The sequence below is a fragment of the Burkholderia sp. RS01 genome (assembly GCF_039748055.1).
Taxonomy (GTDB): Bacteria; Actinomycetota; Actinomycetes; order Actinomycetales; family Micrococcaceae; genus Arthrobacter.
In genome coordinates this window covers 78,202-102,241 of sequence record NZ_JBDLAK010000006.1, presented here as the reverse complement: position 1 = coordinate 102,241, position 24,040 = coordinate 78,202, and the positions used below count along the sequence as shown (strand labels likewise).

General features: G+C 69.0%; 21 protein-coding genes and 1 pseudogene. 18 read left to right on the top strand and 4 right to left on the bottom strand.

Annotated features, from left to right (window positions below):
- Positions 1-6 precede the first annotated feature (6 nt).
- Together ABFP37_RS07650 and ABFP37_RS07645 are read right to left on the bottom strand one after the other, a co-directional pair.
- Positions 7-1,701, bottom strand: a complete 1,695-nt coding sequence (locus ABFP37_RS07650) for an alpha-amylase family protein (protein WP_347033166.1) — start codon at positions 1,699-1,701, stop codon at positions 7-9.
- Positions 1,698-2,669 (bottom strand): TIGR03885 family FMN-dependent LLM class oxidoreductase, encoded by a 972-nt coding sequence (locus ABFP37_RS07645; RefSeq protein WP_347033165.1) that lies wholly within the window; start codon positions 2,667-2,669, stop codon positions 1,698-1,700. Before ABFP37_RS07645 ends, ABFP37_RS07650 begins: the two co-directional genes overlap by 4 nt.
- A 76-nt stretch (positions 2,670-2,745) precedes the next feature.
- Between ABFP37_RS07645 and ABFP37_RS07640 the strand changes: the two genes are divergently transcribed.
- Positions 2,746-3,822 carry an ATP-dependent DNA ligase gene (locus ABFP37_RS07640; RefSeq protein ID WP_347033164.1) on the top strand — a complete coding sequence of 359 codons (1,077 nt, stop codon included), beginning with the start codon at positions 2,746-2,748 and terminating at the stop codon, positions 3,820-3,822.
- Between the two features lie 157 nt (positions 3,823-3,979).
- Here the strand turns inward: ABFP37_RS07640 and ABFP37_RS07635 are convergent, their stop codons facing one another.
- Positions 3,980-5,299, bottom strand: a complete 1,320-nt coding sequence (locus ABFP37_RS07635) for an MFS transporter (RefSeq protein ID WP_078028363.1) — start codon at positions 5,297-5,299, stop codon at positions 3,980-3,982.
- Between the two features lie 229 nt (positions 5,300-5,528).
- On the opposite strand from ABFP37_RS07635, the gene ABFP37_RS07630 reads away from it, so the two are divergent.
- The 17 genes and pseudogenes from ABFP37_RS07630 to ABFP37_RS07550 all read left to right on the top strand — a co-directional run bounded on the left by ABFP37_RS07630 (position 5,529) and on the right by ABFP37_RS07550 (position 23,183).
- On the top strand, positions 5,529-6,392 hold the full coding sequence (locus ABFP37_RS07630) for an IclR family transcriptional regulator (RefSeq protein ID WP_347033163.1): 864 nt from the start codon (positions 5,529-5,531) through the stop codon (positions 6,390-6,392).
- 151 nt (positions 6,393-6,543) lie between these two features.
- The gene (locus ABFP37_RS07625) at positions 6,544-7,425 is read left to right on the top strand and encodes a shikimate dehydrogenase (RefSeq protein WP_347033162.1); all 882 of its coding nucleotides are present in this window, start codon (positions 6,544-6,546) and stop codon (positions 7,423-7,425) included.
- Positions 7,425-9,368, top strand: coding sequence for a TIM barrel protein (locus tag ABFP37_RS07620; RefSeq protein WP_347033161.1), 1,944 nt, complete (start codon positions 7,425-7,427; stop codon positions 9,366-9,368). The genes ABFP37_RS07625 and ABFP37_RS07620 overlap by 1 nt, the downstream gene beginning before the upstream one ends.
- Before the next feature lie 223 nt (positions 9,369-9,591).
- Positions 9,592-10,314: a protocatechuate 3,4-dioxygenase subunit beta gene (pcaH, locus tag ABFP37_RS07615; RefSeq protein WP_347033225.1), complete on the top strand. Its 723-nt coding sequence runs from the start codon at positions 9,592-9,594 to the stop codon at positions 10,312-10,314.
- Positions 10,307-10,888, top strand: a complete 582-nt coding sequence (pcaG, locus tag ABFP37_RS07610) for a protocatechuate 3,4-dioxygenase subunit alpha (protein ID WP_347033160.1) — start codon at positions 10,307-10,309, stop codon at positions 10,886-10,888. Before pcaH ends, pcaG begins: the two co-directional genes overlap by 8 nt.
- Positions 10,885-12,354, top strand: coding sequence for a lyase family protein (locus tag ABFP37_RS07605; RefSeq protein WP_078028358.1), 1,470 nt, complete (start codon positions 10,885-10,887; stop codon positions 12,352-12,354). Before pcaG ends, ABFP37_RS07605 begins: the two co-directional genes overlap by 4 nt.
- On the top strand, positions 12,347-13,165 hold the full coding sequence (locus ABFP37_RS07600; protein WP_347033159.1) for an alpha/beta fold hydrolase: 819 nt from the start codon (positions 12,347-12,349) through the stop codon (positions 13,163-13,165). Before ABFP37_RS07605 ends, ABFP37_RS07600 begins: the two co-directional genes overlap by 8 nt.
- A complete protein-coding gene (gene pcaC, locus ABFP37_RS07595; protein WP_347033158.1) occupies positions 13,162-13,611 on the top strand; it encodes a 4-carboxymuconolactone decarboxylase in 450 nt (149 codons plus the stop codon). Before ABFP37_RS07600 ends, pcaC begins: the two co-directional genes overlap by 4 nt.
- Positions 13,612-13,696: 85 nt before the next feature.
- The gene (locus ABFP37_RS07590; protein WP_347033157.1) at positions 13,697-14,896 is read left to right on the top strand and encodes a thiolase family protein; all 1,200 of its coding nucleotides are present in this window, start codon (positions 13,697-13,699) and stop codon (positions 14,894-14,896) included.
- A gap of 2 nt (positions 14,897-14,898) precedes the next feature.
- Positions 14,899-15,588: a 3-oxoacid CoA-transferase subunit A gene (locus ABFP37_RS07585; RefSeq protein ID WP_347033156.1), complete on the top strand. Its 690-nt coding sequence runs from the start codon at positions 14,899-14,901 to the stop codon at positions 15,586-15,588.
- Between the two features lies 1 nt (position 15,589).
- On the top strand, positions 15,590-16,273 hold the full coding sequence (locus tag ABFP37_RS07580; RefSeq protein WP_078028354.1) for a 3-oxoacid CoA-transferase subunit B: 684 nt from the start codon (positions 15,590-15,592) through the stop codon (positions 16,271-16,273).
- A gap of 125 nt (positions 16,274-16,398) precedes the next feature.
- On the top strand, positions 16,399-17,235 hold the full coding sequence (locus tag ABFP37_RS07575) for an IclR family transcriptional regulator C-terminal domain-containing protein (protein WP_347033155.1): 837 nt from the start codon (positions 16,399-16,401) through the stop codon (positions 17,233-17,235).
- A 78-nt stretch (positions 17,236-17,313) separates the two neighbouring features.
- Entirely contained in the window at positions 17,314-19,071 is a 1,758-nt protein-coding gene (locus tag ABFP37_RS07570; protein ID WP_347033154.1) for a diguanylate cyclase, read from the top strand.
- A gap of 64 nt (positions 19,072-19,135) precedes the next feature.
- Positions 19,136-20,389, top strand: coding sequence for a Re/Si-specific NAD(P)(+) transhydrogenase subunit alpha (locus ABFP37_RS07565; protein WP_347033153.1), 1,254 nt, complete (start codon positions 19,136-19,138; stop codon positions 20,387-20,389).
- Positions 20,389-20,661, top strand: a pseudogene (locus ABFP37_RS07560) (NAD(P) transhydrogenase subunit alpha); the annotation flags it as partial. The gene ABFP37_RS07565 and the pseudogene ABFP37_RS07560, both read left to right, overlap by 1 nt.
- A gap of 116 nt (positions 20,662-20,777) precedes the next feature.
- Entirely contained in the window at positions 20,778-22,151 is a 1,374-nt protein-coding gene (locus ABFP37_RS07555) for an NAD(P)(+) transhydrogenase (Re/Si-specific) subunit beta (protein ID WP_078028349.1), read from the top strand.
- A 114-nt stretch (positions 22,152-22,265) separates the two neighbouring features.
- Positions 22,266-23,183 (top strand): diacylglycerol kinase family protein, encoded by a 918-nt coding sequence (locus tag ABFP37_RS07550; RefSeq protein ID WP_347033152.1) that lies wholly within the window; start codon positions 22,266-22,268, stop codon positions 23,181-23,183.
- Between the two features lie 128 nt (positions 23,184-23,311).
- Here the strand turns inward: ABFP37_RS07550 and ABFP37_RS07545 are convergent, their stop codons facing one another.
- The gene (locus ABFP37_RS07545) at positions 23,312-24,040 is read right to left on the bottom strand and encodes an aspartate/glutamate racemase family protein (RefSeq protein WP_347033151.1); all 729 of its coding nucleotides are present in this window, start codon (positions 24,038-24,040) and stop codon (positions 23,312-23,314) included.

The window sequence follows — 24,040 nt, the reverse complement described above, 5'->3', positions numbered from 1 at the left end:
GCGGCCTCAGGGAGCGAGCCTGTCGCCGGATTTGTGTACCCGGAACCAGCGGTAGCCGTAGCGGCCCAGCTCAACCGTGAATCCGCCGTCGGGCTCCAGCGGAACGTTGTCGCCGCCCAGCAGGTCCAGCAGCGTGGCGCCCCTGAACGCCCGGGGCGGGCCGTCCTTGGGGCCCGCATTGCCGCTGACTTTCACGGTGTCCTCGCCGAAGTTGTGCAGCAGCACCAGGGTTGCCCCCGTCGAGCTGCAGGTGTGCGCGAAGACCGCTGGCTCGGGCTGTTCGATGACCGCGAAATCGCCCCAGCCCAGCTCCGGTGATTCGCGGTAGCGCTGGATGAGCGTGGCGATGAAGTTCCACAGGGACTCCGGGTCCCGCTTGGCGGCCGCGGCATTGACCTTGTTCGGGCCGAACTCGCCGCGCGCCAGCGGTGCCACGAGGTCCGACACGAGCGCGCTGGAGAAGCCGCCGTTCTTTTCGTCGTTCCACTGCATCGGCGTGCGGACGGCGGAGCGGCTCTTCTGCCGCAGGTCCTCGCCCATGCCGATTTCCTCGCCGTAGTAGAGGACGGGTGTGCCGGGCAGGGAGAACATCAGCGAATACACCATGCGGATCCTGCCGGCGTCGCCGTTCAGCATCGGCGGCAGCCTGCGCCGGAGGCCCCGGTTGTAGACCTGCATGTTCTTCTCGGGGCCGAACGCGGCGAAAACCTCCTCGCGCTCCCCGTCGCTGAGCTTGTCCAGCGTGAGCTCGTCATGGTTGCGGACGAACATGGCCCACTGGTTGTCGGGATTCAGGGCCGGGCGGCTCTTGAGCGTCTCCGCCAGCGGGCGGGCGTCCTGGCGGGCCAGCGAAAGGTACAGGTGCTGCATGGTCATGAAGTCGAACTGCATGTTCAGTTCGTTGCCCTCGGCCCCGCCGAAGTATTCCAGCTGCTCTTTGTACGGCAGGTTTACCTCGCCCAGCAGCACCGCGCTGCCGTTGCGCCGGCTGACGAAGCTGCGCAGGGCGGTCAGGTAGTCGTGCGGGTCGATCCTGGCCGCCTCGTCCTTGGGCTGGCCGCGGGTTTCCAGGAAGAACGGCACCGCATCGAGCCGGAAACCGTCCAGGCCCAGTTCCAGCCAGAGCCCCATGGCCTTGGCGATCTCGTTCCGGACTTTGGGGTTGGTGACGTTGAGGTCAGGTTGGAACTCGGCGAACATGTGGAGGTACCACTCGCCGGTGGCGTCGTCCTGCGTCCAGATGGACGTCTGCTCGCCCGGGAACACCACTTCGGAGGACGTGTCCGGCGGGGTGTCCTTCCGCCACACGTAATAGTCGCGGTACGGGTTGTCCACGGACTTCCGCGCCTCCTGGAACCACGGATGCTTGATTGACGTATGGTTGACCACGAAATCCGCGATGACCCGGATGCCGCGATCCTTGGCGGTGCGGATGAACTCCACGAGGTCGCCCATGGTGCCCAGCCGGTGGTCCACGCCGTAGAAGTCGGTGACGTCGTAGCCGTCGTCCCGGTCCGGCGACGGGTAGAACGGCATGAGCCAGATGCAGCTCACGCCCAGCGCCGCGAGGTAGTCCACCCGCTGCGTCAGGCCGGCGAAATCGCCGGTGCCGTCGCCGTCGTCGTCGAAAAAAGTCTCGACGTCGAGGCAGTAGATCACGGCGTTCTTCCACCACAGGTCCGATGTTTCAGCGATTCTCATGCGACGCGCACCTTCCGTAGCTGGGGCAGGACCTTGTCCGCGAACGCCTCGATGAACCGGGCCTGTTCCTGCCCCACGAAGTGCAGGTACAGCTCGTCGAAGCCGAGGTCGGCGTACTCGGCGAGCCACTGCGCGTGCTGGTCAAGGCTGGCTGAGATGTTGACCGATTTCCGGAGCTGTTCCTCGCCGACGTCGGTGCTCACGCCGTCGAAATGGGCGGCCGTGGGCAGGTCCCAGGGTATTGGCGGGGCGAAAATGTTGGACCGCCACTGGTCCATGGCGATGGCCACGGCGTCCTTCTCGTCGGGCGCCCAGGAGAGGTGGATCTGCAGGATCGCCTTGCCGCGGCCGCCGTTGCCGCGGTAGGCGGTGAGCATCTCGCTGAGCTTGTGGTGCGGCTGGTTCACGGTGACCAGCCCGTCCGCCCACGCCGCCGAGCGGCGCGCCGTGTCCACGCTGATGGCTGGGGCAATGAGCTGCGGCGGAGGCTCCGGGACGTCCCAGATCCGTGCCTGCTCCACCGTGACCAGCCCGTGGTGCGTGACCTCCTCACCGGCGTGCAGGCGCCGGATGACCTCCACGCACTCCTCGAGCCGCTGCTGCCGGGTTTCCTTCAGCGGCCAGGGGTCACCCGTGATGTGCTCGTTCATGTTCTCCCCGCTGCCCAGGGCCGCCCAGAACCGGCCCGGGAACATGGAGGCCAGCGTGGCCGAGGCATGCGCGATGATGGCCGGGTGATACCGCTGGCCCGGCGCGTTGACCACGCCGAACCGGAGCTTGGTGGTGGCCAGCGCGGCGCCCAGCCAGGACCACGCGAACCCGGAATGCCCCTGCCGGGCGGACCAGGGTTCGATGTGGTCCGAGCACATGGCGGCGTCAAAGCCCGCGGCCTCGGCGTGCTGGACGTCCTTGAGGAGCTGTCCCGGGCTGATCTGTTCATGCGACGCGTGAAATCCGATGGCTGCCATCGTTAAGGTCTACCGGCGGGCGGTCACTGTGTCGAGGGCTCCGAGGGGTAGCGCCCCGGCGGGACCCCGGGCAAGAATGGGGCGTATGCAGCTTCCGGTCATGCCTCCCCTTCCTCCCATGCTTGCCAAATCGGTGGCCGCCATCCCGGACGGTGCCATGAGCTACGAGCCGAAATGGGACGGTTTCCGGTCCATTGTTTTCCGCGACGGCGACGACGTGGAGATCGGCAGCCGCAACGAAAAGCCGATGACGCGCTACTTTCCGGAGCTGGTGGAGGCGCTGAAGGCCAACCTTCCGCCGCGGTGTGTGCTCGACGGCGAGATCGTCCTGGTGGGCGCATCGGGGGACCGGCTCGACTTTGACGCCCTGCAGCAGCGGATCCATCCCGCCGCGAGCAGGGTCAAGCTGCTGGCCGAACAGACGCCGGCGAAGTTCGTGGCCTTCGACCTGCTGGCGCTGGGCGACCACGACTTCAGCGGCCGGCCCTTCGCCGAGCGGCGCGCCGCACTCGAGGCGGCGCTGGCCGGCGCGCGTGCACCGATCCATCTGACCGCCGCGACGCAGGACCGGGAGCTCGCCGGAAAGTGGTTCGACCAGTTTGAGGGCGCCGGCCTGGACGGGATCATCGCCAAGCCCCTCAACGGCGAGTACCAGCCGGACAAGCGCGTGATGTTCAAGGTCAAGCACGAACGCACGGCCGACTGCGTGCTGGCCGGCTACCGCGTGCACAAGAGCGGACCCGACGCCATCGGATCGCTGCTGCTGGGCCTGTACAAGCCCGGCGGCGAACTCGCCAGCGTGGGCGTGGTGGGCGCCTTTCCGATGCAGCGGCGGCGGGAGCTGTTCGAGGAACTCCAGGCGCTGGTGACCGGCTTTGACGAGCACCCGTGGGCCTGGGCCAAGCAGGAGGAAGGCGCCCGGACGCCGCGCAACGCCGAGGGCAGCCGCTGGAGCGCCGGCAAGGACCTGTCCTTCACGCCGCTGCGTCCAGAGCGGGTGCTGGAAGTGAAGTACGACCACATGGAGGGCGAGCGGTTCCGCCACACCGCGCAGTTCGTGCGCTGGCGCCCGGACCGGGACCCGTCATCCTGCACGTACGAGCAGCTCGAGGAGCCCGTGAAGTTCGACCTCGCCGAGGTGCTCGCCACCTAAACATCAGCGGCCCGCCCCTTTTTCGCAAAAGGGACGGGCCGCCGTCGTGACCTTCTTTGAAACTAATCCGGCCGAAAAGGCGGCGGACCCGCCGTGTCCCGGGGCGCTTGCGGGGCAAACGGGGTCACGACGGCGGGCCGCACCCGGGCCGGCCGGGTTACTTCAGGCCGAGCTGCTTGGTGGGGGTCTTGAAGGTTTCCTTGGCCGTGAGGGCCGAAACTGCGGCGATGGTGCAGATAACCGCGGTGAAGATGCTGATCTGGACCCAGCCGCCGGGCTTGATGCCGCCTATGGCAGCCACGATGGCGGGCGCAAACCCGGCCATCAGGAAGCCGAGCTGGGTGCCGATGGCCAGGCCGGAGAAGCGGACCTTGGTGCTGAACATCTCGGCGTAGAAGGACGGCCAGACGGCGTTCGAGGCTGCGTAGCCGCAGGAGAAGAAGCCGATGGCGGCCAGGAACATTAGCGGGACGCTGCCGGATTCGAGGCTCAGCAGGAAGACAGGGGTCAGGATGGCGCTGGACAGTGCGCCGTAGATGAACACGGGCTTTCGGCCGATCTTGTCGGCCAGCTTTCCGAACAGCGGCTGGGTGCCCAGGGCCACCAGGTTTGCGCCGACCACAAGCCACAGGGTGGTGGTGCCGTCCACGCCGGCCACGGTCTTGGCGTAGCTGATGGCGAGGGTGCCGAACACGGTGGAGACGGCGGCGATGAAGGCGCAGCAGATGACCCGGAGGACGTCGCGCCAGTGGGACTTGAGCAGATCGGCCACGGGCAGCTTGGCGATCTGTGCTGACTTCTGGGCTTCCTCGAAGGCCGGCGGCTCGTGCAGCGTGCGGCGGATGAAGAACGCCACCATCACCACCACGGCGCTGAGCCAGAACGGAATGCGCCAGCCGATGCCGTACTTGATCTCGTCAGGCAGGGCGAGGACCGGGATGAAGACGAGGGCGGCGAGGATCTGGCCGCCCTGGGTGCCGGTGAGGGTCCAGGAGGTGAAGAAGGAGCGGCGGTTGTCCGGGGCGTGTTCCAGGGTCATGGAGGAGGCGCCGGCCTGCTCGCCGGCCGCGGAGAGGCCCTGGCAGAGGCGTGCCAGCACCAGCAGGGCCGGAGCCCACCAGCCGACGGTGTTGAAGTCCGGCAGGCAGCCGATCAGGAAGGTGGAGGCGCCCATGAGCAGCAGCGTGAACATCAGGACCTTCCGGCGCCCCACCCGGTCACCGAAGTGGCCCAGGATGACGGCGCCGACAGGCCGGGCCACGTAGGCGAAGCCGAAGGTCGCGAAGGACATGATCGCCGCATTGGCGTCCGCGTCCGGGAAGAAGACCTTGGGGAAGATCAGGGCAGCGGCGGAACCGAAAATGAAAAAGTCGTAGTACTCGACGGCGCTGCCGAGGAAGCTGGCAAGGGCTGCCTTCTTCGGGGTCCCGGCCGGGGCAACGGTGCCCGGCTCTGCGGACGGGAGTGTCTGGCTCATGGTGTTCCTTCGGTGTGACGACGTTGTCGCGGATGTATCAGGATGTTGCAGCCGCCGTCCGTGTGATGGGGAAGGGGCGGCTGGCAGGTCCTTGGAAAGACCCGGACTAAGTAGCCACATGGTGAGAGCTACTTGTGCGATACAGCAATGATGACTGTGAGGGCAGTCACCTGTCAAGAATCTTATTCACCATCTAGAAATAGCTCTCACATTGTGGCAACATCGAGTTATGAGTGTGAAAGAAGCCACAGGCAACGACGCCAACGTCCAGTCCCCCGAAGATGCAACCGCGGAGGGCCTGGACCCGGCTGCCAAGCCGGCCAAGGCGGGCAAGGACGATTCCCGCACGGACATGGTGGGCAAGGCCCTGGGCCTGCTCGTGCTGCTGGGCGACGAACCCCGCGGCGCGAGTGCCTCGGAGCTGTCCCGTCGGGCCGAGCTGCCCTTCAGCACCACGTACCGGCTCCTGGGTTCGCTGACCCGGGACGGTTTTGTGGACTACGAGCCGGAGGGCCGCCGCTACCACCTGGGCCTGCGCATCTTCCAGCTGGGCCAGCGGGTTTCCAACCACCACGGCTTCGCCGGCACCGCGCTGCCCATCCTGCGGCGCGTCACGGATCAGACGGGGGAGGCCACCATCCTGTCCGTCCGCGACGGCCAGCACCACCTCACCGTAAACAAGGTTGACGGGCCACAGACCTTCCGGGTCACCAGCGATCCCGGCCACCTCGGCGCGCTGCACACGACGTCGGTGGGCAAGGCGCTGGTGGCCTTCGCAGAGGACGGCGAACGCGAGCGGCTGCTTGGTGAGCTGCCGCTGGAGCCGCTCACCAGCCTCTCCATCACGGACCGCAACGCCTTCCGGGCGGAAATCGAGCAGGTCCGGCGGCAGGGGTATGCGGTCATGGACGAGGAGAACGAGCTCGGCATGCGCGCCGTGGCCGTGCCGGTGCTGAACTCCCAGGGCGTCGCCTTCGCTTCGCTGGCCACGGCGGTTCCCGTGTTCCGGCTCAGCTTGGACGCGCTGCTCGCCCTCGTTCCGCTGCTCCAGGCGGCAGCTTCGGAGCTGGCCGCCAGGCTGCCCCAGCGCTGATCGCCCGGTGCGCATTTCCAGATTTGTTCGTATCTAGAACAAGAGTGCAACATATGAACTTTTGCTGTACTGTAATCCCTATCACCCGGCCAGCGGCCGACGCCACGGGCGCCCAGCCAGCCGAGTGCCGTCGTCAAAGGAGCCCGCACGCATGAGCAATCGAACTGAGTCCTACCTCGTGGGACTGGTTGGCGATGGCGTGATGCCGTCACTCACTCCCCACATGCATGAACGCGAAGGCGACGTCCAGGGCCTCCGCTACCTGTACCGCCCCATCGACCTGCACGAGCTGGGACTCCCGGACTCGACCATCGGGGACCTGCTGCAGAGCGCCTACCGGATGGGCTTCAACGGACTGAACGTCACCCACCCCTGCAAGCAGTTGGTCCTGGACCACCTGGACGAGATCACCCCCGACGCCGCCAGGCTGGGCGCCGTGAACACCGTGGTCATCCGGGACGGCCGCTTCATCGGACACAACACCGACTTCTCCGGCTTTGCCGCCGCCCTCGCCTCGGGCCTTCCGGACGCGAAGCTGGGCCGCGTGGTGCAGCTGGGGGCGGGCGGTGCCGGTTCCGCCGTCGCCTACGCCCTGCTCACCGCCGGCGTGCAGACGCTGGACCTTGTGGACATGGACCCGGCACGGAGCGCCGAGCGCGCCGCCGAACTCTCCAGCTTCTTCCCCGACCGCACCATCACCGGACGTTCGACGGCGGAGCTGCCGCAGCTCATGCCTTTGGCCGACGGCCTGGTGCACTGCACCCCCGTGGGCATGGCGGCCCACCCCGGCCTTCCGCTGGACGTCGCGCTGGTGGAACCGCGCCACTGGGTGGCGGACATCGTCTACCGCCCCATCGACACCGAGCTCGTCCGCGAGGCCCGGGCCAGGGGCTGCGCCGTTCTCGACGGCGGCCGCATGGCCGTGGGACAGGCCGCCGACGCCTTCCGCATCTTCACCGGCCTCGAGGCCGACGCCGACCGCATGCGTGCCCACTTCCTGGAGCTCATCGCCGCCGAAGAGGTGACCGTCTGATGCGCACCGGGATCGCCACCGTGTGCCTCTCCGGCACGCTGACGGAAAAAATGCAGGCCTGCGCCATCGCGGGCTTCGACGGCATCGAAATCTTCGAGCAGGACCTGGTCACCTCCCCGCTGAGGCCGGAGGACCTCCGGAAAATGGCCGCCGACCTGGGCCTCACCCTGGACCTCTACCAGCCGTTCCGCGATTTCGACGGCGTCACCGAGGACCTGCTCGCCGCGAACCTCCGCCGCGCCGACGCCAAGTTCCGGCTCATGTCCCGCCTCGGCATGGACACCATCCTGGTCTGCTCCAACGTCGCCACCGCCACGATCGACGACGACGGCCTCCGGGCCAAGCAGCTTGCCGCGCTGGCAGAACTGGCCGGGGACCACGGCGTGAAGGTGGCCTACGAGGCGCTCGCCTGGGGCAAATACGTCAACGACTACGAGCACGCCCACCGGCTCGTGGAAATGGTGGACCACCCCAACCTCGGCAGCTGCCTGGACTCCTTCCACATCCTGTCCCGCGACTGGGACACCGCGCCCATCGAGGACTTCAACCCGGACAAGATCTTCTTCGTCCAGGTGGCCGACGCCCCCAAGCTCTCCATGGACGTGCTCTCCTGGAGCCGGCACTACCGCGTCTTCCCCGGCGAGGGGCAGTTCGAGCTGGCCAAGTTCATGGGCCACGTGGTCCGCGCCGGCTACACGGGACCCGTGTCCCTGGAGGTCTTCAACGACGTCTTCCGCCAGTCCGACGTCGACCGCACCGCCGTTGACGCCATGCGCTCGCTGATCTGGCTGGAGGAGCAGAGCGCCAAGTGGCTCGAGGCGAACGCCGCTAACGGGACCACCGGGACCGGCGGGGCAGGCGCCAAAGCCGCCGGCCGCCGTCGTTATCCCATGGAACTGGCCACGCTCCCGCAGGTCGCCGAGCCGGCCGGATTCAACTTCGCCGAGGTCCGGGCCGCCGACACCGCCGCGCTCGAAACCGTCCTGGGGCAGCTCGGCTTCGAATTCAACGGCCGGCACCGGACCAAGGAGGTGCAGCTGTGGACCATGGGTCACGCCCGGGTCATCATCAACGAACAGGCCCCCGCCGCCGGGGACTCCGCCGGCTCGCTTTCTCCGGCCACCGCCGCCGGTATTGCTGCCATCGGCTTTGACGTCGATTCCCCCGTGATTGCCTCGGCCCGCGCCCAGCAGCTCAAGGCACCCGCTGTTCCGCGCAAGAGCCAGGCCAACGAGGAAGTGTTCCAGGGCTTCGCCGCCCCGGACTCCACCGAGATCTTCCTGTGCCAGGGCAGCCCGGACGGCACCGCCGCCTGGATCACCGAATTCGGGGAGGGCCGCGGGTTCGGCGAGTTCACCGGAGCACCCTCCGGTGCCCGCGGCGCCGTGATCGACCACGTCAACCTGGCCCAGCCGTGGCAGCACTTCGACGAGGCCGTCCTCTTCTACACGAGCGCCCTGGCCCTGGAGCCGCAGCCCTACGCCGAGGTGGCCAGCCCCAGCGGACTGGTCCGCTCCCAGGTCATGCAGACCTCGGACCGGGCCGTGCGCCTGGTGCTGAACCTGGCGCCGCTCCACCAGCAGGACGGAACCCGGCACAAGACCTACCAGGAGCACATCGCGTTCGCGGTGGATGACCTCGTGGCCACCGCCCGGGCCGCACGGGACAGGGGCCTGGCCTTCCTGCAGATCCCGGCGAACTACTACGAGGACCTGGATGCCCGGTTCGGGCTCGACCCGGAATTCCTGGCCACGCTCCAGGACCTCAACCTGCTCTATGACCGCGACGCCGACGGCGAGTTCCTGCACTTCTACACCGCCACCGTGGGCAGCGTCTTCTTCGAAATGGTGGAGCGCCGCGGCAGCTACGACGGCTACGGGGCGCCCAACGCCCCGGTCCGGCACGCCGTCCAGTACGACCACCTGCATCAACTCACCAAGTAACCGACGAACCAACACCACCACCGATTGAAAGGAGGCTGCTGTGCCTGATGACGTGAATCTAGCGACGTACAACGCCGACGCGCTCACCGAGGACCTGTCTGACGCAGTACCTGCCGCATCCGGGACCGCACCGCAGGCCGTCCCGGCAGAGACGCCCCGCGTGGAAACGCAGCAGGATCTCAGCGCGGAGATCAAGGCGCTCGGAGAGGCCTACGCCCGGGCCCTGAAGGACGGCGCGCCGAAGGAGACCCAGCCGCGCCTGGACTTCGCCCCGTACCGCAGCAGCATCCTGCGCCACCCCACCAAGAGCCTGCACCACGCGGACCCGGAAACCATCGAGCTGCACTCCCCGGCCTTCGGGCACCAGGACGTCCACGCCCTCGAGTCGGACCTCACCATCCAGCACAACGGCGAACCGCAGGGCGAACGCATCATCGTGGCCGGCCGCGTGCTCGACGGCGACGGCCGCCCCGTGGCGGGCCAGCTCGTGGAAATCTGGCAGGCCAACTCGTCCGGCCGCTACATCCACAAGCGCGACCAGCACCCCGCCCCGCTGGACCCCAACTTCACCGGCGTGGGCCGCTGCATCACCGGGCCGGACGGCTCCTACCGCTTCACCACCATCAAGCCCGGCGCGTACCCGTGGAAGAACCACCTCAACGCCTGGCGCCCGGCGCACATCCACTTCTCCCTGTTCGGCACGGAGTTCACCCAGCGGATCGTCACCCAGATGTACTTCCCGGGGGACCAGCTCTTTCCGCTCGACCCGATCTACCAGTCGATCGTGGACCAGGACGCCCGCGACCGCCTCGTGGCCGCCTACGACCACGACCTCACGGAGCCCGAATGGGCCCTGGGCTACAACTGGGACATCGTCCTGACAGGCTCCAAGCGGACCTGGACCGAAAACGAGGCGCTGGGCGCAGAAGGCGATGACCATGAGTAAACTCACCGCAACACCCGGCCAGACCGTGGGCCCCTTCTACGGCTACGCACTGCCTTACGAGAAGGACCGGGAACTCCTGGCCCCCGGCTCGCCCGGCTCCATCCGCCTCCAGGGCACCGTGTACGACGGCGCCGGGCACCCGATTCCCGACGCCATCCTGGAAATCTGGCACCCGGACGCCGAAGGCAACATCGTCCGCCGGACCGGTTCGCTGGTCCGCGACGGCTACACCTTCACCGGCTTCGGCCGCAGCGCCGTAGGCAACACCGGCGTGTACACGTTCACCACGGTGAACCCCGGACCCACCGAGCCCGGCGCCGCGGCGTTCATCTCTGTGGCCGTCTTTGCCCGCGGCCTGATGAACCGCCTCTTCACACGGGTCTACCTGCCCGAGAACACGGACGCACTGGCCAAGGATCCGCTGCTGTCCTCGCTGGACCCGGAGCGCCGCAAGACGCTGATCGCCCGCCGCGACGCCGACGGCGGCCTCACGTGGGACATCCGCCTGCAGGGCGAGGACGAAACCGTCTTCCTCGATTTCGAGGGAACCGGAACCGAGGGTGCCGCACAGTGACCGACTCCCAGTCAGCGGGCCGCGACGGCGACGTCGCGCTGCTCAGTCCCGTCTCGGCGTCGCCCCTGGTGGCGGCGCTGACCGGGGACCGGGCGGTGCTGGCGGCAATCCTCGCCGTCGAGGCCGGCTGGGCTGCCGTGCTGGACCGGGCCGGCCTGGCGCCGGCCGGTTCCGCGGCGGTGGTGGCCCACGCGGCCGACGCGTCGCGCTACGACGTTGCCGGCATCGCGCTGCGGGCGCAGGGCGGCGGCAACCCGGTCATCCCGCTGCTGGCCGACCTCCGGGCCCAGGTCAAGGCCCTGGACACCGGCAAAATCGGCGCCGGCCGCGCCGTGCACACCTCGCTGACCAGCCAGGACGTGCTGGACACGGCCCTCATGCTGCTGGCCCGGAACACCGTCTCTGCCCTGCTGGCCGATGTCAGGGGCACGACGACGGCGCTCGCCCGGCTGGCGGAGCAGCATGCGGCCACGCTGTGCGTGGGCCGGAGCCTGACGCAGCATTCGCTGCCGTTCACGTTCGGGCTCAAGGCCGCGCAGTGGTTCCACGGCCTGGCCGCCGCCGCGCGCCGGCTCGAGGCGCTGGAGCTTCCGGTCCAGACCGGCGGCGCGGCCGGAACGCTGGCCGCCGGCACGGTCCTCACCGCCGGGTCCGCGTCGGATCCCTTTGGGCTGTCCGATGCCCTCGCCGCGCAGCTGGGACTCGCTTCCACACCGGCCCCGTGGCACACCAACCGGCTCGCCGTCACCTCGCTGGGAGATGCCCTCGCCGCGGTGGTGGACGCGCTCGGCAAGATCGCCGGGGACGTCCTGTTCCTGAGCCGGCCCGAGGTGGCCGAGCTGGCCGAACCCCGGGCGCCGGGCCGCGGCGTTTCCTCGGCCATGCCGCAGAAGCAGAACCCGGTCCTGTCGGTGCTGGTCCGCAGCGCTGCACTCCAGGCCCCGGCCCTGGCGGCGCAGCTGCACCTTGCCGCCGCCAACTTCAACGACGAGCGCCCGGACGGCGCCTGGCACACCGAGTGGCCGGCCCTGCGCCAGCTGCTCGGCCTTGCCCTCGGCGCGGCCGGGCACGTCCGCGAACTGGCCGAAGGGCTGCAGGTTTTCCCGGCCGGGATGCGCCGCAACCTGGACCTCTCCGGGCCGCTGCTCCTCAGCGAGGGCGTGTCCGCGGCCGTAGCGCCGCTGCTGGGTATTAACGGAGCCGGGGATGACGGCAAGCAGCAGCTGCAGGCCGTGGTGGACCGGACCCTGCAGGCGCCCGCCGCCGAACAGGCGGAAACCTACCGGCGGCTGCTCCGGGAGGCCGTCCCGGCGGACCTGCTCTCGGACCGCAGCCTTGACGAGCTGCTGGATCCGGCCAGCTACCTCGGCCAGGCCGCCGGGATCTCGCGGCGGATCCTGGCCGCCTTCCCGGACTTTGCGCCTACCCCAACCGAAAAAGACGGAAACGGAGACTCCCGTGGCTAGACCAACACTGAAGGCAGTGCTGCTTTCTCCCCAGCGCACCCAGGGGGACAAACCCCTCCTCATCGTGGGACCCTCGCTCGGCACCTCCTCGGTGCTCTGGGCGCAGGCCGGTTCCCTCCTGGCCAACGACTGTGACGTTGTCGCCTGGGACCTGCCCGGCCACGGCGTCTCTCCGGCCGCCACGGAACCGTTCAGCGTCGCGGAACTCGCGGACGCCGTCGTCGAACTTGTCGACTCGATCGCCCCCGGCGAGCGGTTCCACTACGCCGGCGTGTCGCTGGGCGGGGCAACGGGCCTGCAGCTCGGCATCAAGCACGGCTACCGGTTGAAGAGCCTCTCCGTGCAGTGCTCCGGGGCCAAGCTGGGCACGCCCGAAGCCTGGCAGGAACGCGCGGAAACCGTCCGCACCCAGGGCACGCCGGTGATGATCCAGGGCTCGGCGGGGCGCTGGTTCGCACCCGGCTTCATGGACCGCGAACCCGAGCTGAGCAGCCGCCTGCTGCACTCGCTCCGCGACACAGACCGGTTCAGCTACGCCTTCTGCTGCGGCGCCCTGGCCGGCTTCGACGTGCGGGAAGAGCTCGGCAGCATCACTGTCCCCACCCAGGCGGTGGCCGGCGCGGAGGACTCTGTTGCGCCGCCGTCGTCGGCCCAGGAAATCGCCGACGGCATCACCGCCGGCGGCGGCACGGCGTCGGCGGTCACGCTCGGAGGCGTGGCGCACCTGGCACCCGCCGAGGCGCCCGCCCACGTCGCCGAACTGATGCGGACCCTCATCAGCTGGAGCGAATCCCGCGGAGCAGCCAAGTGACCGGCACGGAGCGGCACGGCGTGGTCCAGCCGGACGCCACCAGCCAGGAAATTTACGACGGCGGCATGGTGGTCCGGCGCGAAGTGCTCGGCGACGCGCACGTGGACCGGGCCAACGCCAAGAAGGACGCCTTCACCGAGGACTTCCAGGACATGATCACCCGCATCGCGTGGGGCGGCATCTGGACCCGGCCCGGCCTTCCGCGGCAGATGCGCTCCGCCGTCACCATCACCGCCATGGTGGCGCACGGGCACTGGGAAGAACTGGCCATGCACATCCGCGCCGCCATCACCAACGGCCTCAGCAGGGACGAAATCAAAGAAATCCTGCTGCAGACCGCCATTTACTGCGGAGTACCCTCCGCCAACACCGCCTTCAAGACCGCCCAGCAGGTCTTCCATGAAATGGACAACACAGCGCTTGACGCAGCCACCCCGCCCAACTAGGTAGCAGCAGGTGTCGTTGTGAGCCGTCATAACGACGCGACCTGCGACCTAGTTGGGACCCACAGACGGAATTAGAGGAACAGTAATGAACCAGGCTTTTGTGTACGACGCCGTTCGCACGCCGTTCGGTAAGTTCGGCTCCGGCCTCGCCGGGGTCCGCCCGGATGACCTTGCCGCGCACGTGATCGGCGAGGCCGTGAAGCGCGCTCCGAAGCTCGACGTCGAGCGGATCGACGAGGTGGTGTTCGGCAACGCGAACGGCGCCGGCGAGGAGAACCGCAACATCGCCCGGATGGGCACGCTGCTGGCGGGTTTGCCGGTTTCGATCCCCGGCACCACGGTCAACCGGCTCTGCGGCTCCTCCCTGGATGCCGCGATCATCGCCTCCCGCCAGATCAACGCCGGCGACGCCGAGCTGATGCTGGTGGGCGGCGCCGAATCCATGAGCCGTGCCCCGTGGGTGCTGCCCAAGACGGAGAAGCCCTACCCGGCCGGCGACATGACCCTGGCGTCCACCACGCTGGGCTGGCGCCTGGTGAACAAGGCCATGCCCAAGGAGTGGACCATCTCCCTGGGTGAGGCCACGGAACGTCTGCGCGAAAAGTACGGCGTGACCCGGCAGGCGCAGGACGAGTTCGCGGCCAATTCCCACAACCTGTCCGCGGCGGCGTGGGACGAGGGCTTCTACGACAACCTCGTGGCCCCGGTACCCGGCACGGACCTGGTCCGGGACGAAGGCATCCGCGCCGGGTCCTCGGCCGAGAAGCTCGCCGGGCTCAAGACCGTGTTCCGCACCGAGAACGGCACCGTCACCGCGGGCAATGCGTCCCCGCTGTCCGACGGCGCCTCCGCGGCCTGGATCGGTGCCGAGAGTGCCGCCGGGCTGCTCGGGCTGGAACCGCTGGCCCGGATCGCGGGCCGCGGAGCCCACGGCAACGACCCGCAGTACTTCGGGTACGCCCCGGTGGAAGCCGCGAACAAGGCCCTCGCGAAGGCGGGCATCGGCTGGGACCAGGTGGGCGCCGTCGAACTTAACGAGGCGTTCGCCGCGCAGTCCCTGGCGTGCATCAACGCCTGGGGCATCGACCACTCCATCGTGAACCGGCACGGCGGCGCGATCGCCATGGGCCACCCGCTGGGCGCCTCCGGAACCCGCATCCTCGGCACGCTCGCCCGCAGCCTGCAGGCCTCCGGTGAGCGCTGGGGCGTCGCGGCGATCTGCATCGGCGTGGGCCAGGGCCTGGCCGTGGTGCTGGAAAACGTAACTTCGGGAGTTAAGGGCTGACCATGCTGACTTTCATTGACACCGTGGGCGAGGCCGTCGCGGGCATCAGGGACGGTTCCACCGTGATGATCGGCGGGTTCGGCAACGCCGGGCAGCCGTTCGAGCTGATCGACGCGCTGCTCGACTGCGGCGCCACGGATCTGACCGTGGTGAACAACAATGCCGGCCAGGGCGACCAGGGCCTGGCGCTGCTGATCAAGGAAGGGCGCGTCCGCAAGATGATCTGCTCCTTCCCGCGGCAGTCCGATTCATGGCACTTCGACGCCAAGTACAAGGCCGGCGAAATCGAGCTGGAGCTCGTGCCGCAGGGCAACCTGGCCGAGCGCATCAGGGCCGCAGGCGCCGGAATCGGCGGCTTCTTCACCCCCACCGGCTACGGCACCATGCTGGCCGAGGGCAAGGAAACCCGGATCATCGACGGCCGCGGACAGGTCTTCGAGACCCCCATCCACGCCGACGTCGCCCTCATCAAGGCACTCAAGGCCGACGGCAAGGGCAACCTGGTGTACCGCAAGACGGCCCGGAACTTCGGTCCGATCATGGCCGCCGCCGCCAGGCACACGATTGTCCAGGTCTCCGAGATCGTCCCCACCGGCGGCCTGGATCCGGAGAACGTCGTGACCCCCGGCATTTACGTCAACAGCGTTGTCCGCGTGAACACCGCCGCCGGCAAGACAGAACAGGTGGCCTGAAATGAGCATCCAGACAGCATCCCTTCAGACCAGCGAGACGCCCCTGGGCCGCGACGACCTCGCCCGGCTGGTGGCACGGGACATCAAGCCCGGCTCGTTCGTGAACCTCGGGATCGGCCAGCCCACCCTGGTGTCCAACTACCTCGAGCCGGAGCAGGACATCACGCTCCACACCGAGAACGGGATGCTGGGCATGGGCCCCGTCGCCGAGGGGGACCAGATCGACGGCGACCTCATCAACGCCGGCAAGATCCCCGTCACCGAGCTCCCGGGCGCGTCCTACTTCCACCACGCCGACTCGTTCGCGATCATGCGCGGCGGGCACCTGGACATCTGCGTTCTGGGCGCTTTCCAGGTCTCCGCGACCGGTGACCTCGCGAACTGGCACACCGGAGCACCGGACGCCATTCCTGCCGTGGGCGGGGCGATGGACCTGGCCACAGGCGCCAAGGACGTGTTCGTGATGATGACGCTCCTGACCCGGGACGGCGCCTCCAAGATCGTGGACGCCTGCACCTACCCGCTCACCGGGGTGGGCTGCGTAACCCGCGTGTACACGGACAAGGCAGTGTTCCTCACCGGCCCGGACGGCGTCCAGGTGCGCGAGACGTTCGGCTGCACCCTCGAGGAGCTCCAGGCCCTGGTGCCGGTCCCCCTCACAGCAGCCCCCGCGGTCGAACGCTAACCACCACCCTCCGGCGCGAACTGGCAGCCTATGCCCTCAAATCCCCGATCTGAGGTCATTAGCTGCCAGTTCGCGCTTCGGGGCGGGGGCTTAAGCGTCCGTTCGCGCGAATAGGATTGGTAACCATGACCGACGCAGCAGCAGGGACCGCATCGAGGGCCGGCCGCCCGCCGAAAACCGACGCGCCCGCGGCGAGTGACCAGTATGTGCAGTCGCTGGCGCGGGGGCTGGCCGTAATCCGCGCCTTCGACACCGACCACGCCGTCATGACCCTGACCGAGGTGGCCGGGCGCACCGACCTGACCCGCGCCACGGCCCGCCGCTTCCTGCACACGCTCGTCGAACTCGGCTACGTGCGGACGGACGGCAAGACCTTCGCGCTCACCGCCCAGGTGCTGCAGCTCGGGTACGCCTACCTGTCCGGCCTGTCCCTGCCCCAGCTTGCCCAGCCGCACCTTGAGGAGCTGTCGCTCAAGCTCGGCGAATCGACGTCGGCCGCGGTGCTGGACGGCACGGACATCGCCTACATTGCCCGCGTGACCACGCGCCGGATCATGAACGTCGGCATCACGGTGGGCACCCGGTTCCCGGCCTACGCGACGTCGATGGGCAGGGTGCTGCTCGCCGCCCTTCCGCCCGCCAAGCTCAAGGAATATCTGGCCGCGGCGGAGATCAGGCCGCTCACGCCGCGGGCGGTCGGCACGGTCCAGGAGCTCCTGGCCGTCCTGGACACCGTCCGCGCCCAGGGCTGGTGCCTCCTGGACCAGGAGCTGGAACTGGGGCTCATGTCCGTCGCGGCGCCGGTTTACCACGGCCCGAAGGTGGTGGCCGCCGTCAACGTCTCCCTGCAGGCGCAGAGCGTGGCGGCCCGGCCGGACCCCGGGGCCTACCTGGACTCGGTGCGCAAGGAAATCGTGGCCGCCGCGGAGCGGATTTCTTCGGACTTTTCCACGGGACGCTAGGCGGGAGCAGCAGATCGGGCTGCCGTCCTCCGGTGTGGGGGATTGTAGGGCGGCGCCCCGGCTGTGACTATTGGTCAAATGGAAAACCGGCAATCAGAACGTACCGACGGCGAGCCGCCCGCCCCGGTTGCCGCGACGGACCGGCATATTTCGGCGGTCCTCAACGGGCTTCCTGCCATGGTGGGCTACTGGGACCGGGAGCTGCGGAACAGGCTTGCCAACGACGCCTATGTGGGCTGGGTCGGGCGGACGCCGGAGCAGGTCCGCGGACTCCACATGCGCGACGTCGTGGGCGAGGACGCCTACCGGGCGAACCTGCCGTACCTCGCCGGCGTCCTGGAGGGCAGGCCGCAGCTGTTCGGCAAGACGATTGTCAACGCGTCCGGCCAAACCCGCCAGGCCCAGATTTCCTACATGCCGGACGTGAAGGATGGCAGCGACCAGGGCTTCTTCGTCCTGGTCACCGACATCACTGACAGGGTGCTCGCTGAACGCCGGGAGCATCGCGACGTTTCACGCTACCGGGCACTCGCAAGCGGCGTTCCCAGCGTCTTCGTCCTGCTTTTCGACGCAGATCTCCGGTACATCATTGCCGAGGGCCAGGAGCTCGCTGCCTTCGGCCACACGCCCGCCGACCTGGAGGGCCGGACCATCCACGAGGTGCTCAGCCCGGAACTCGCCGCCGAGCTTGAGCCGCGCTACCGCGCCGCGCTGGCGGGGGAGGAAGTGCAGTGGAAGCGGAAGATCGGGCAGCGGACGTTCCGCCTCACCGCCAGGCCGGTGGACTCGGAAGACGGGATCTCGGCCGGGATGGTTGTGGCGGTGGACATCACCGACCGGCTGCAGCGCGAACAGACCTGGGCAGCCCTGCACGAGATCGCGACCGCCGTCGCACGGAGCGCCGCCCCGCTGGACATTTCCGCGAGGGTTGCCGCGATCCTGCAGCGCCTGTTCGCCGTGGACTCAGCGGCTGTAGTCCGTTTCACCGGTTCCAGGTCAGCCAGAATCATCGCCATGGCACCGCGCCTGCCGGCGGAAGTGGACAGAAACCAGACATTTGAGCCGGGCGACAGGTCGGCCGCGGCCGCCGTCGCGTTCACCGGCAAACCCGCGATTGTGGCGTACTCACCCGAGGGAGGCCAGGTCGGGGAGCAGCTTTTCGCCGGCGGTTTCCGGACCGGCGCAGCCGCCCCCATCCGGGTGCACGGGGAGCTGTGGGGCGCCATCGTGCTGACCTCCCGCACCAAGGACGGCGTGTCCGGCTCGATGCTGGACAGGCTGGCGGAGTTCGCGGAACTCGTGGAAATCGCCATCGGAAACACCGAGGCGTGGGAACTGCTGGAACACAGGGCCAGCACCGATGCCCTGACCGGGCTCTTCAACCGGCGCGCCTTCGAGTCCCGCCTGGCGCGGGAGCTTGAGGCCGCCGACACCAGCGGGGCCCCGCTGAGCCTGGTTCTCCTGGATATCGACCGTTTCAAGAACGTCAACGATTCGTTCGGCCATCCGGCGGGCGACGAAGTACTCATCGAAGTGGCCGCAAGGCTGCGGGAGACATCCAGGAAGGGTGAGGTACTCGCCCGCCTCGGCGGTGAGGAATTCGTCTGGATGCTCCCCGGGACCGACGGCGAGGACGCCGTCCAGGCGGCGGAGCGGGCCCGGCGGTCGATCGCCGCCGCGCCGTTCGCGGTCGTGGGCGCGGTCACCGTCTCCGCCGGAGTCTGCGAGCTGGCCGACGCCGGAAAGGCGCACCTGATGGACCGTGCCGACCAGGCCCTCTACCGGGCCAAACGGTACGGCCGCAACAGCACCGTGAGGTACCGCAGCGGATCGTAGCCGGCCGGTTGCAGCCGCCCTACTGCCGCGCAGCCGCGCTGGGTCATAGACTCAAGCCAACCATGTGCAGCAGCGAAGCTGCATTCGTCCGGAAGGGGAGTGGCGGGTGAGGCTAGGAATACCGAGGGAGCGCCGGGAAGGTGAGCGGCGGGTGGCCGCGACGCCGGAAACCGTGAAGCAGCTGGCCGGGCTGGGCTTGGAGGTGCTGGTCGAGTCGAGGGCAGGGTCCGCCGCCGGGCACGGCGACGAGGACTACCGGCAGGCCGGCGCCCGGATCGTCCCGGACCTTGACCCGGCGGAACTGGACGTCCTGGCCCACGTCCGCCCGATCGAGCCCGCAACCGCCCGCTCCCTCAAACGGGGCGCCGTCACGGTCGGACTGGCCTCGCCGTCCACCGAGCTGGCCGCCGTCCAGGCGTTCGTCGAGGGCGGCGTGACGTCCTTCGCCCTTGAGCTGGTGCCGCGCATCTCCCGCGCACAGTCCATGGATGCGCTGTCCTCGCAGGCGCTGGTGGCCGGTTACCGCTGCGTGCTCGAGGCCGCCATCCGGCTGCCGCGCTTCTTTCCCCTCTACATGACGGCCGCCGGAACCGTCCCGCCCGCGCGGGTGCTGGTGCTCGGCGTCGGCGTGGCCGGGCTGCAGGCCATCGGCACCGCCAAAAGGCTCGGCGCCCGGGTCTCGGCCAACGACATCCGGCCTTCCTCGGCCGAAGAGGTCACCTCGATGGGCGGTACGTTCATCAAACTGGATCTTGAGACGGCGGAGGCCTCCGGCGGCTACGCCCGTGAACTCAGCGCGGACCGCGGCGCCCTGCAGCGGGAGCTCCTGGCGCCGCACGTCGCCGACGCTGACGTGCTGATCACGACGGCGGCCGTCCCGGGCAGGCGCGCCCCGCTCCTGGTGACCCGCGCCACGGTGCAGGGCATGCGCCCCGGATCGGTCGTCGTCGACCTCGCCGCGGAATCCGGCGGCAACGTGGAGGGCTCCATGCCGGGACGTGACATCCACATCCCCACCGCCGACGGCCACGGCACCGTCACGCTGGTGGGGCTGAAGGACGCCCCGTCCGCCATGCCTGCCGACGCCTCGCGCCTGTACGCCAAGAACGTGGCCAACCTGCTCGCGCTGATGACCCGCGACGGCACCGTCGCTCCCGACTTCGACGACGACGTCGTGGCGGGTGCGTGCCTGACGCACGACGGCGTGGTGCGGCACGCGCCGACCGCGGAGGCCCTCGCGGCGCTCACCGGGGAGTCGGAGCCTCCGGAGGGCGAGCTTTCCGGGGAGAAGGCGTCCGAGAACGAGGGGGTGGCGTGATGGACGGCATCAGCCTCCTGACCATCACCGTGCTGGCGGTCTTCGTCGGCTTCGAAGTGGTCTCCAAGGTCTCCAGCACGCTGCACACCCCGCTGATGTCGGGCGCAAATGCCATCCACGGCATCATCCTGGTGGGTGCCATCATCGTGGCCGGCCAGGCCGCGCACCCGTGGGTCCTCGCCGTGGCGCTCCTCGCCGTGGTCCTCGCCACCGCCAACCTGGTGGGCGGCTTCGTGGTGACGGACCGCATGCTGGAGATGTTCCGGGGCCGCCGGGGCGCGGCGGAAAAACCGCCGCGGAAATCGTCCAGGGGCGGGCCGGCAGACAGCAAAGCGCCTGACGGCAAAGCGTCAGGCAGCAAGTCGCCTGAGGGAGAGGGGAGCGTCCGGTGACCCTCCTCGATCCCACTCTGACCTCGCTGCTGTACCTCGCCGCCGCCGTTTTCTTCATCCTGGCCCTCAAGGGCCTCAACTCACCCCGCACGGCCCGCCGCGGCAACCTGATCGGGGCCTTCGGCGCGCTCCTGGCCGTGGTGACCGTGTTCTTCTCGGCCAGGCTGGACAACGTCCCGTGGATCCTCGGGGCCATGGCGGTGGGGTCCGGCGTGGCCGCGCCCGTGGCCCGGCGGGTGAGGATGACCCAGATGCCGCAGCTCGTGGCCCTCTTCAACGGCGTGGGCGGCGGCGCCGCGGCGCTCGTGGCGCTGCTCGAGCTGCCGCATGCCGACGACGGCTGGCTGCGTCTCGCCGTCGTCTTCACGCTCCTGGTGGGCGCGGTGTCCTTCGCCGGCTCCGCCATCACCTTCGCCAAGCTGCAGGAGCTGATGACCACCCGGCCCGTGGTGTTCCCCGGGCTGCCCGTGCTCATGGGCGCCGTGCTGCTCGCGGCGGTGGGCTCCGGCGCCGCCGTCGTTCTTGGCGGTTCGCTCGCCCTGGCCCTGGTGCTCCTGGTGCTGGGAATTCTGGCTGGCGTGCTGCTGGTGCTGCCCGTCGGCGGCGCGGACGTGCCGATCGTCATCTCCCTGCTGAACGCGTTCACCGGCCTGGCGGTCGCGGCTTCCGGCCTGGTGCTGGGCAACGTCCTCCTGGTGGTGGCGGGCACGCTGGTGGGAGCCTCGGGCACCATCCTCACCCGCGCCATGGCGGCGGCCATGGGCCGCAGTGTTGCGGGCATCCTGTTCGGGGCGTTCCGGGGAAATTCGACGGCGGGATCCACAGCCGTGAGCGACCGGCCCGTGCGCTCGTCCAGCGCGGAGGACGTGGCGGTGCTCCTGGGCTACGCGCAGCGGGTGATCATCGTGCCCGGCTACGGCCTCGCCGTAGCGCAGGGCCAGCACACCGCGGCCGAACTGGCGCTGGCGCTCGAGGCCCGCGGCATCCGGGTCGACTTCGCCATCCATCCCGTGGCGGGTCGAATGCCGGGGCACATGAACGTGCTGCTGGCCGAGGCCAACGTGCCCTACGAATCGCTCAAGGAGATGAGCGAGATCAACTCTGAATTCCGCACCGCCGACGTCGCCCTCGTGGTGGGCGCCAACGATGTGGTCAACCCGGCGGCCAAGACGTCCGCCGGCTCGCCGATCTTCGGCATGCCCATCCTCGAGGTGGCGGACGCACGGCAGGTCGTGTTCCTCAAGCGCTCCCTCCGGCCCGGATTCGCCGGGATCGAGAACGAACTCATGTACGAGCCGCAGACCACGCTGCTGTTCGGCGACGCGAAGGAGTCCTTGACCAAGGTGCTCGGGGCCGTAAAGGCACTTTGAGGCCGCAACTGCCCGGCCCCGCCGGGCCGGTGCCGGACCCCTACGGGTAGCCGGCGAACCCCGCTACGATGTGAATTCCCCGGTTATCCGCCCCCTCTGCAGTCGAAGGACACCATGCCAGCCAATAACGCCTCCTCGCCGAAACGGGCCGCTGTGGTCATCAACCCTGTCAAGGCCGCGGGTTCCGGCCTCCGCGCGTCGCTGGTCAGGCTGTGTGATACCCAGGGCTGGGCCGAGCCGCTGTGGCTGGAAACGACGGAAGAGGACCCAGGCACCGGCCAGGCGCGCGAGGCGCTTGAGGCGGGGGTCGACGTCGTTATTGCCGCCGGCGGCGACGGAACCGTGCGGTGCGTCGCGGAGGTCCTCGCCGGAACGGACACGCCGCTGGGCCTGGTGCCGCTGGGGACCGGCAACCTGCTGGCCCGCAACATGGGCGTGGAGATCACAGACCCCGTCTCCGCCGCGTACGACGTCCTGAACGGCACGGAACGCACCGTGGACGTGGTCAGGAGCAGGTTTGACGAGTCCGAGGACGAGAACGTCTTCCTGGTCATGGCCGGCGTGGGCTATGACGCCGCGATCATGGCCGACACCGTGGACATCCTCAAGGACCGCATGGGCTGGCTCGCGTACGTGGAGGCAGGAATCCGCAAGCTGCCGGGCAAGCCGGTGAGGGCCACCATCACGGTTGACGGCCGGGACCCGGTGAAGCGCAGGATCCGCAGCGTGATGATCGGCAACTGCGGGCAGATCATGGGCGGCATCGAAATATTTCCCGAGGCGAAGGTGGACGACGGCGTCCTGGACGTCCTCATCCTCGCGCCCCGCGGCCGGCTCGGCTGGCTCGGGGTGGTGAAGGGCATCTTCGGCCGCCGCAAGAACAGGACCGAATCCGCCGAGTACTTCCAGGGCAAGTCGGCCGAGGTGACCCTTCACCACGACCAGGAGTTCCAGCTCGACGGCGACCACGTGGGGTCCGGAAGGCACATGAGCGTCAGGGTGGATCCCGGGGCGCTCAAGCTCCTGATGTAGGGACCGCGGGCCTGGAAAGCCCGACGCAAACGTTCGACGGCGGCGGCCGGCTCCCAGTGGGCGGGCCGCCGCCGTCTGCTTGCCCGGGCTGCGGCCTCGCCTGGGGGTGGCAAGGGCAGCGGACTGGATCAGTCCGCGAGCAGCCTGCCCCACCTCGGTGCGAGCAAGGGGGACCCGGCAAGTTTCAGGCAATGCCACAGGGTCACGGCCACCGAGTCCAGCACCGGAACGCCGGTGCCTCCCTCGATCTCCGCGGCTATGTTGGCGCCGTACAGGTTGGTGCAGAGGTAGATCAGGGCATCCGGTGCGGCCGCCGCCACTTCGAGCGAGCCCGGGCGCATCTCGTCGTCGGTGACCCGGCCGAAGGACTCGTTGTCGCTCAGGCCCAGGCAGGTGTGGGCGACCGTCTTGATGCCGTCTCGCTCGTAGGACGCCATGATGGCCTGGTTGACGTCCTCCGTGTACGGGGTGAACAGCCCGATCCGCTCGGTGCCGAACGCCTTGAACGCCTCCATGTACGCGAGCGTGGACGTGGTGGCCGGGATGCCGGTGGCGTCCCGGATTTCCCGGACGAGTTCGCGGTCGTGGTCCGCCCCGAGCCATGATCCCGAGGTGCCGTTCCAGGCGATGACGTCCACGTCCGCCGTCGCGAGCAGCTGGGCCGCCGCCCGCATGACGGCGGGGTCGAACTGCCTGTCCGACGAGTCGTCCAGGGCGATCCGGGTCACCGGAATCCGGGTGAAATGGATGGTGACATCCTCCCGGTCGCCGAGGATGCGGTAGCTCTGCGGTTCCAGGCAGGTGTTGGACGACGGCACGATCATGCCGATGCGGGTCCTGGGTGTTGCGGATGGCAT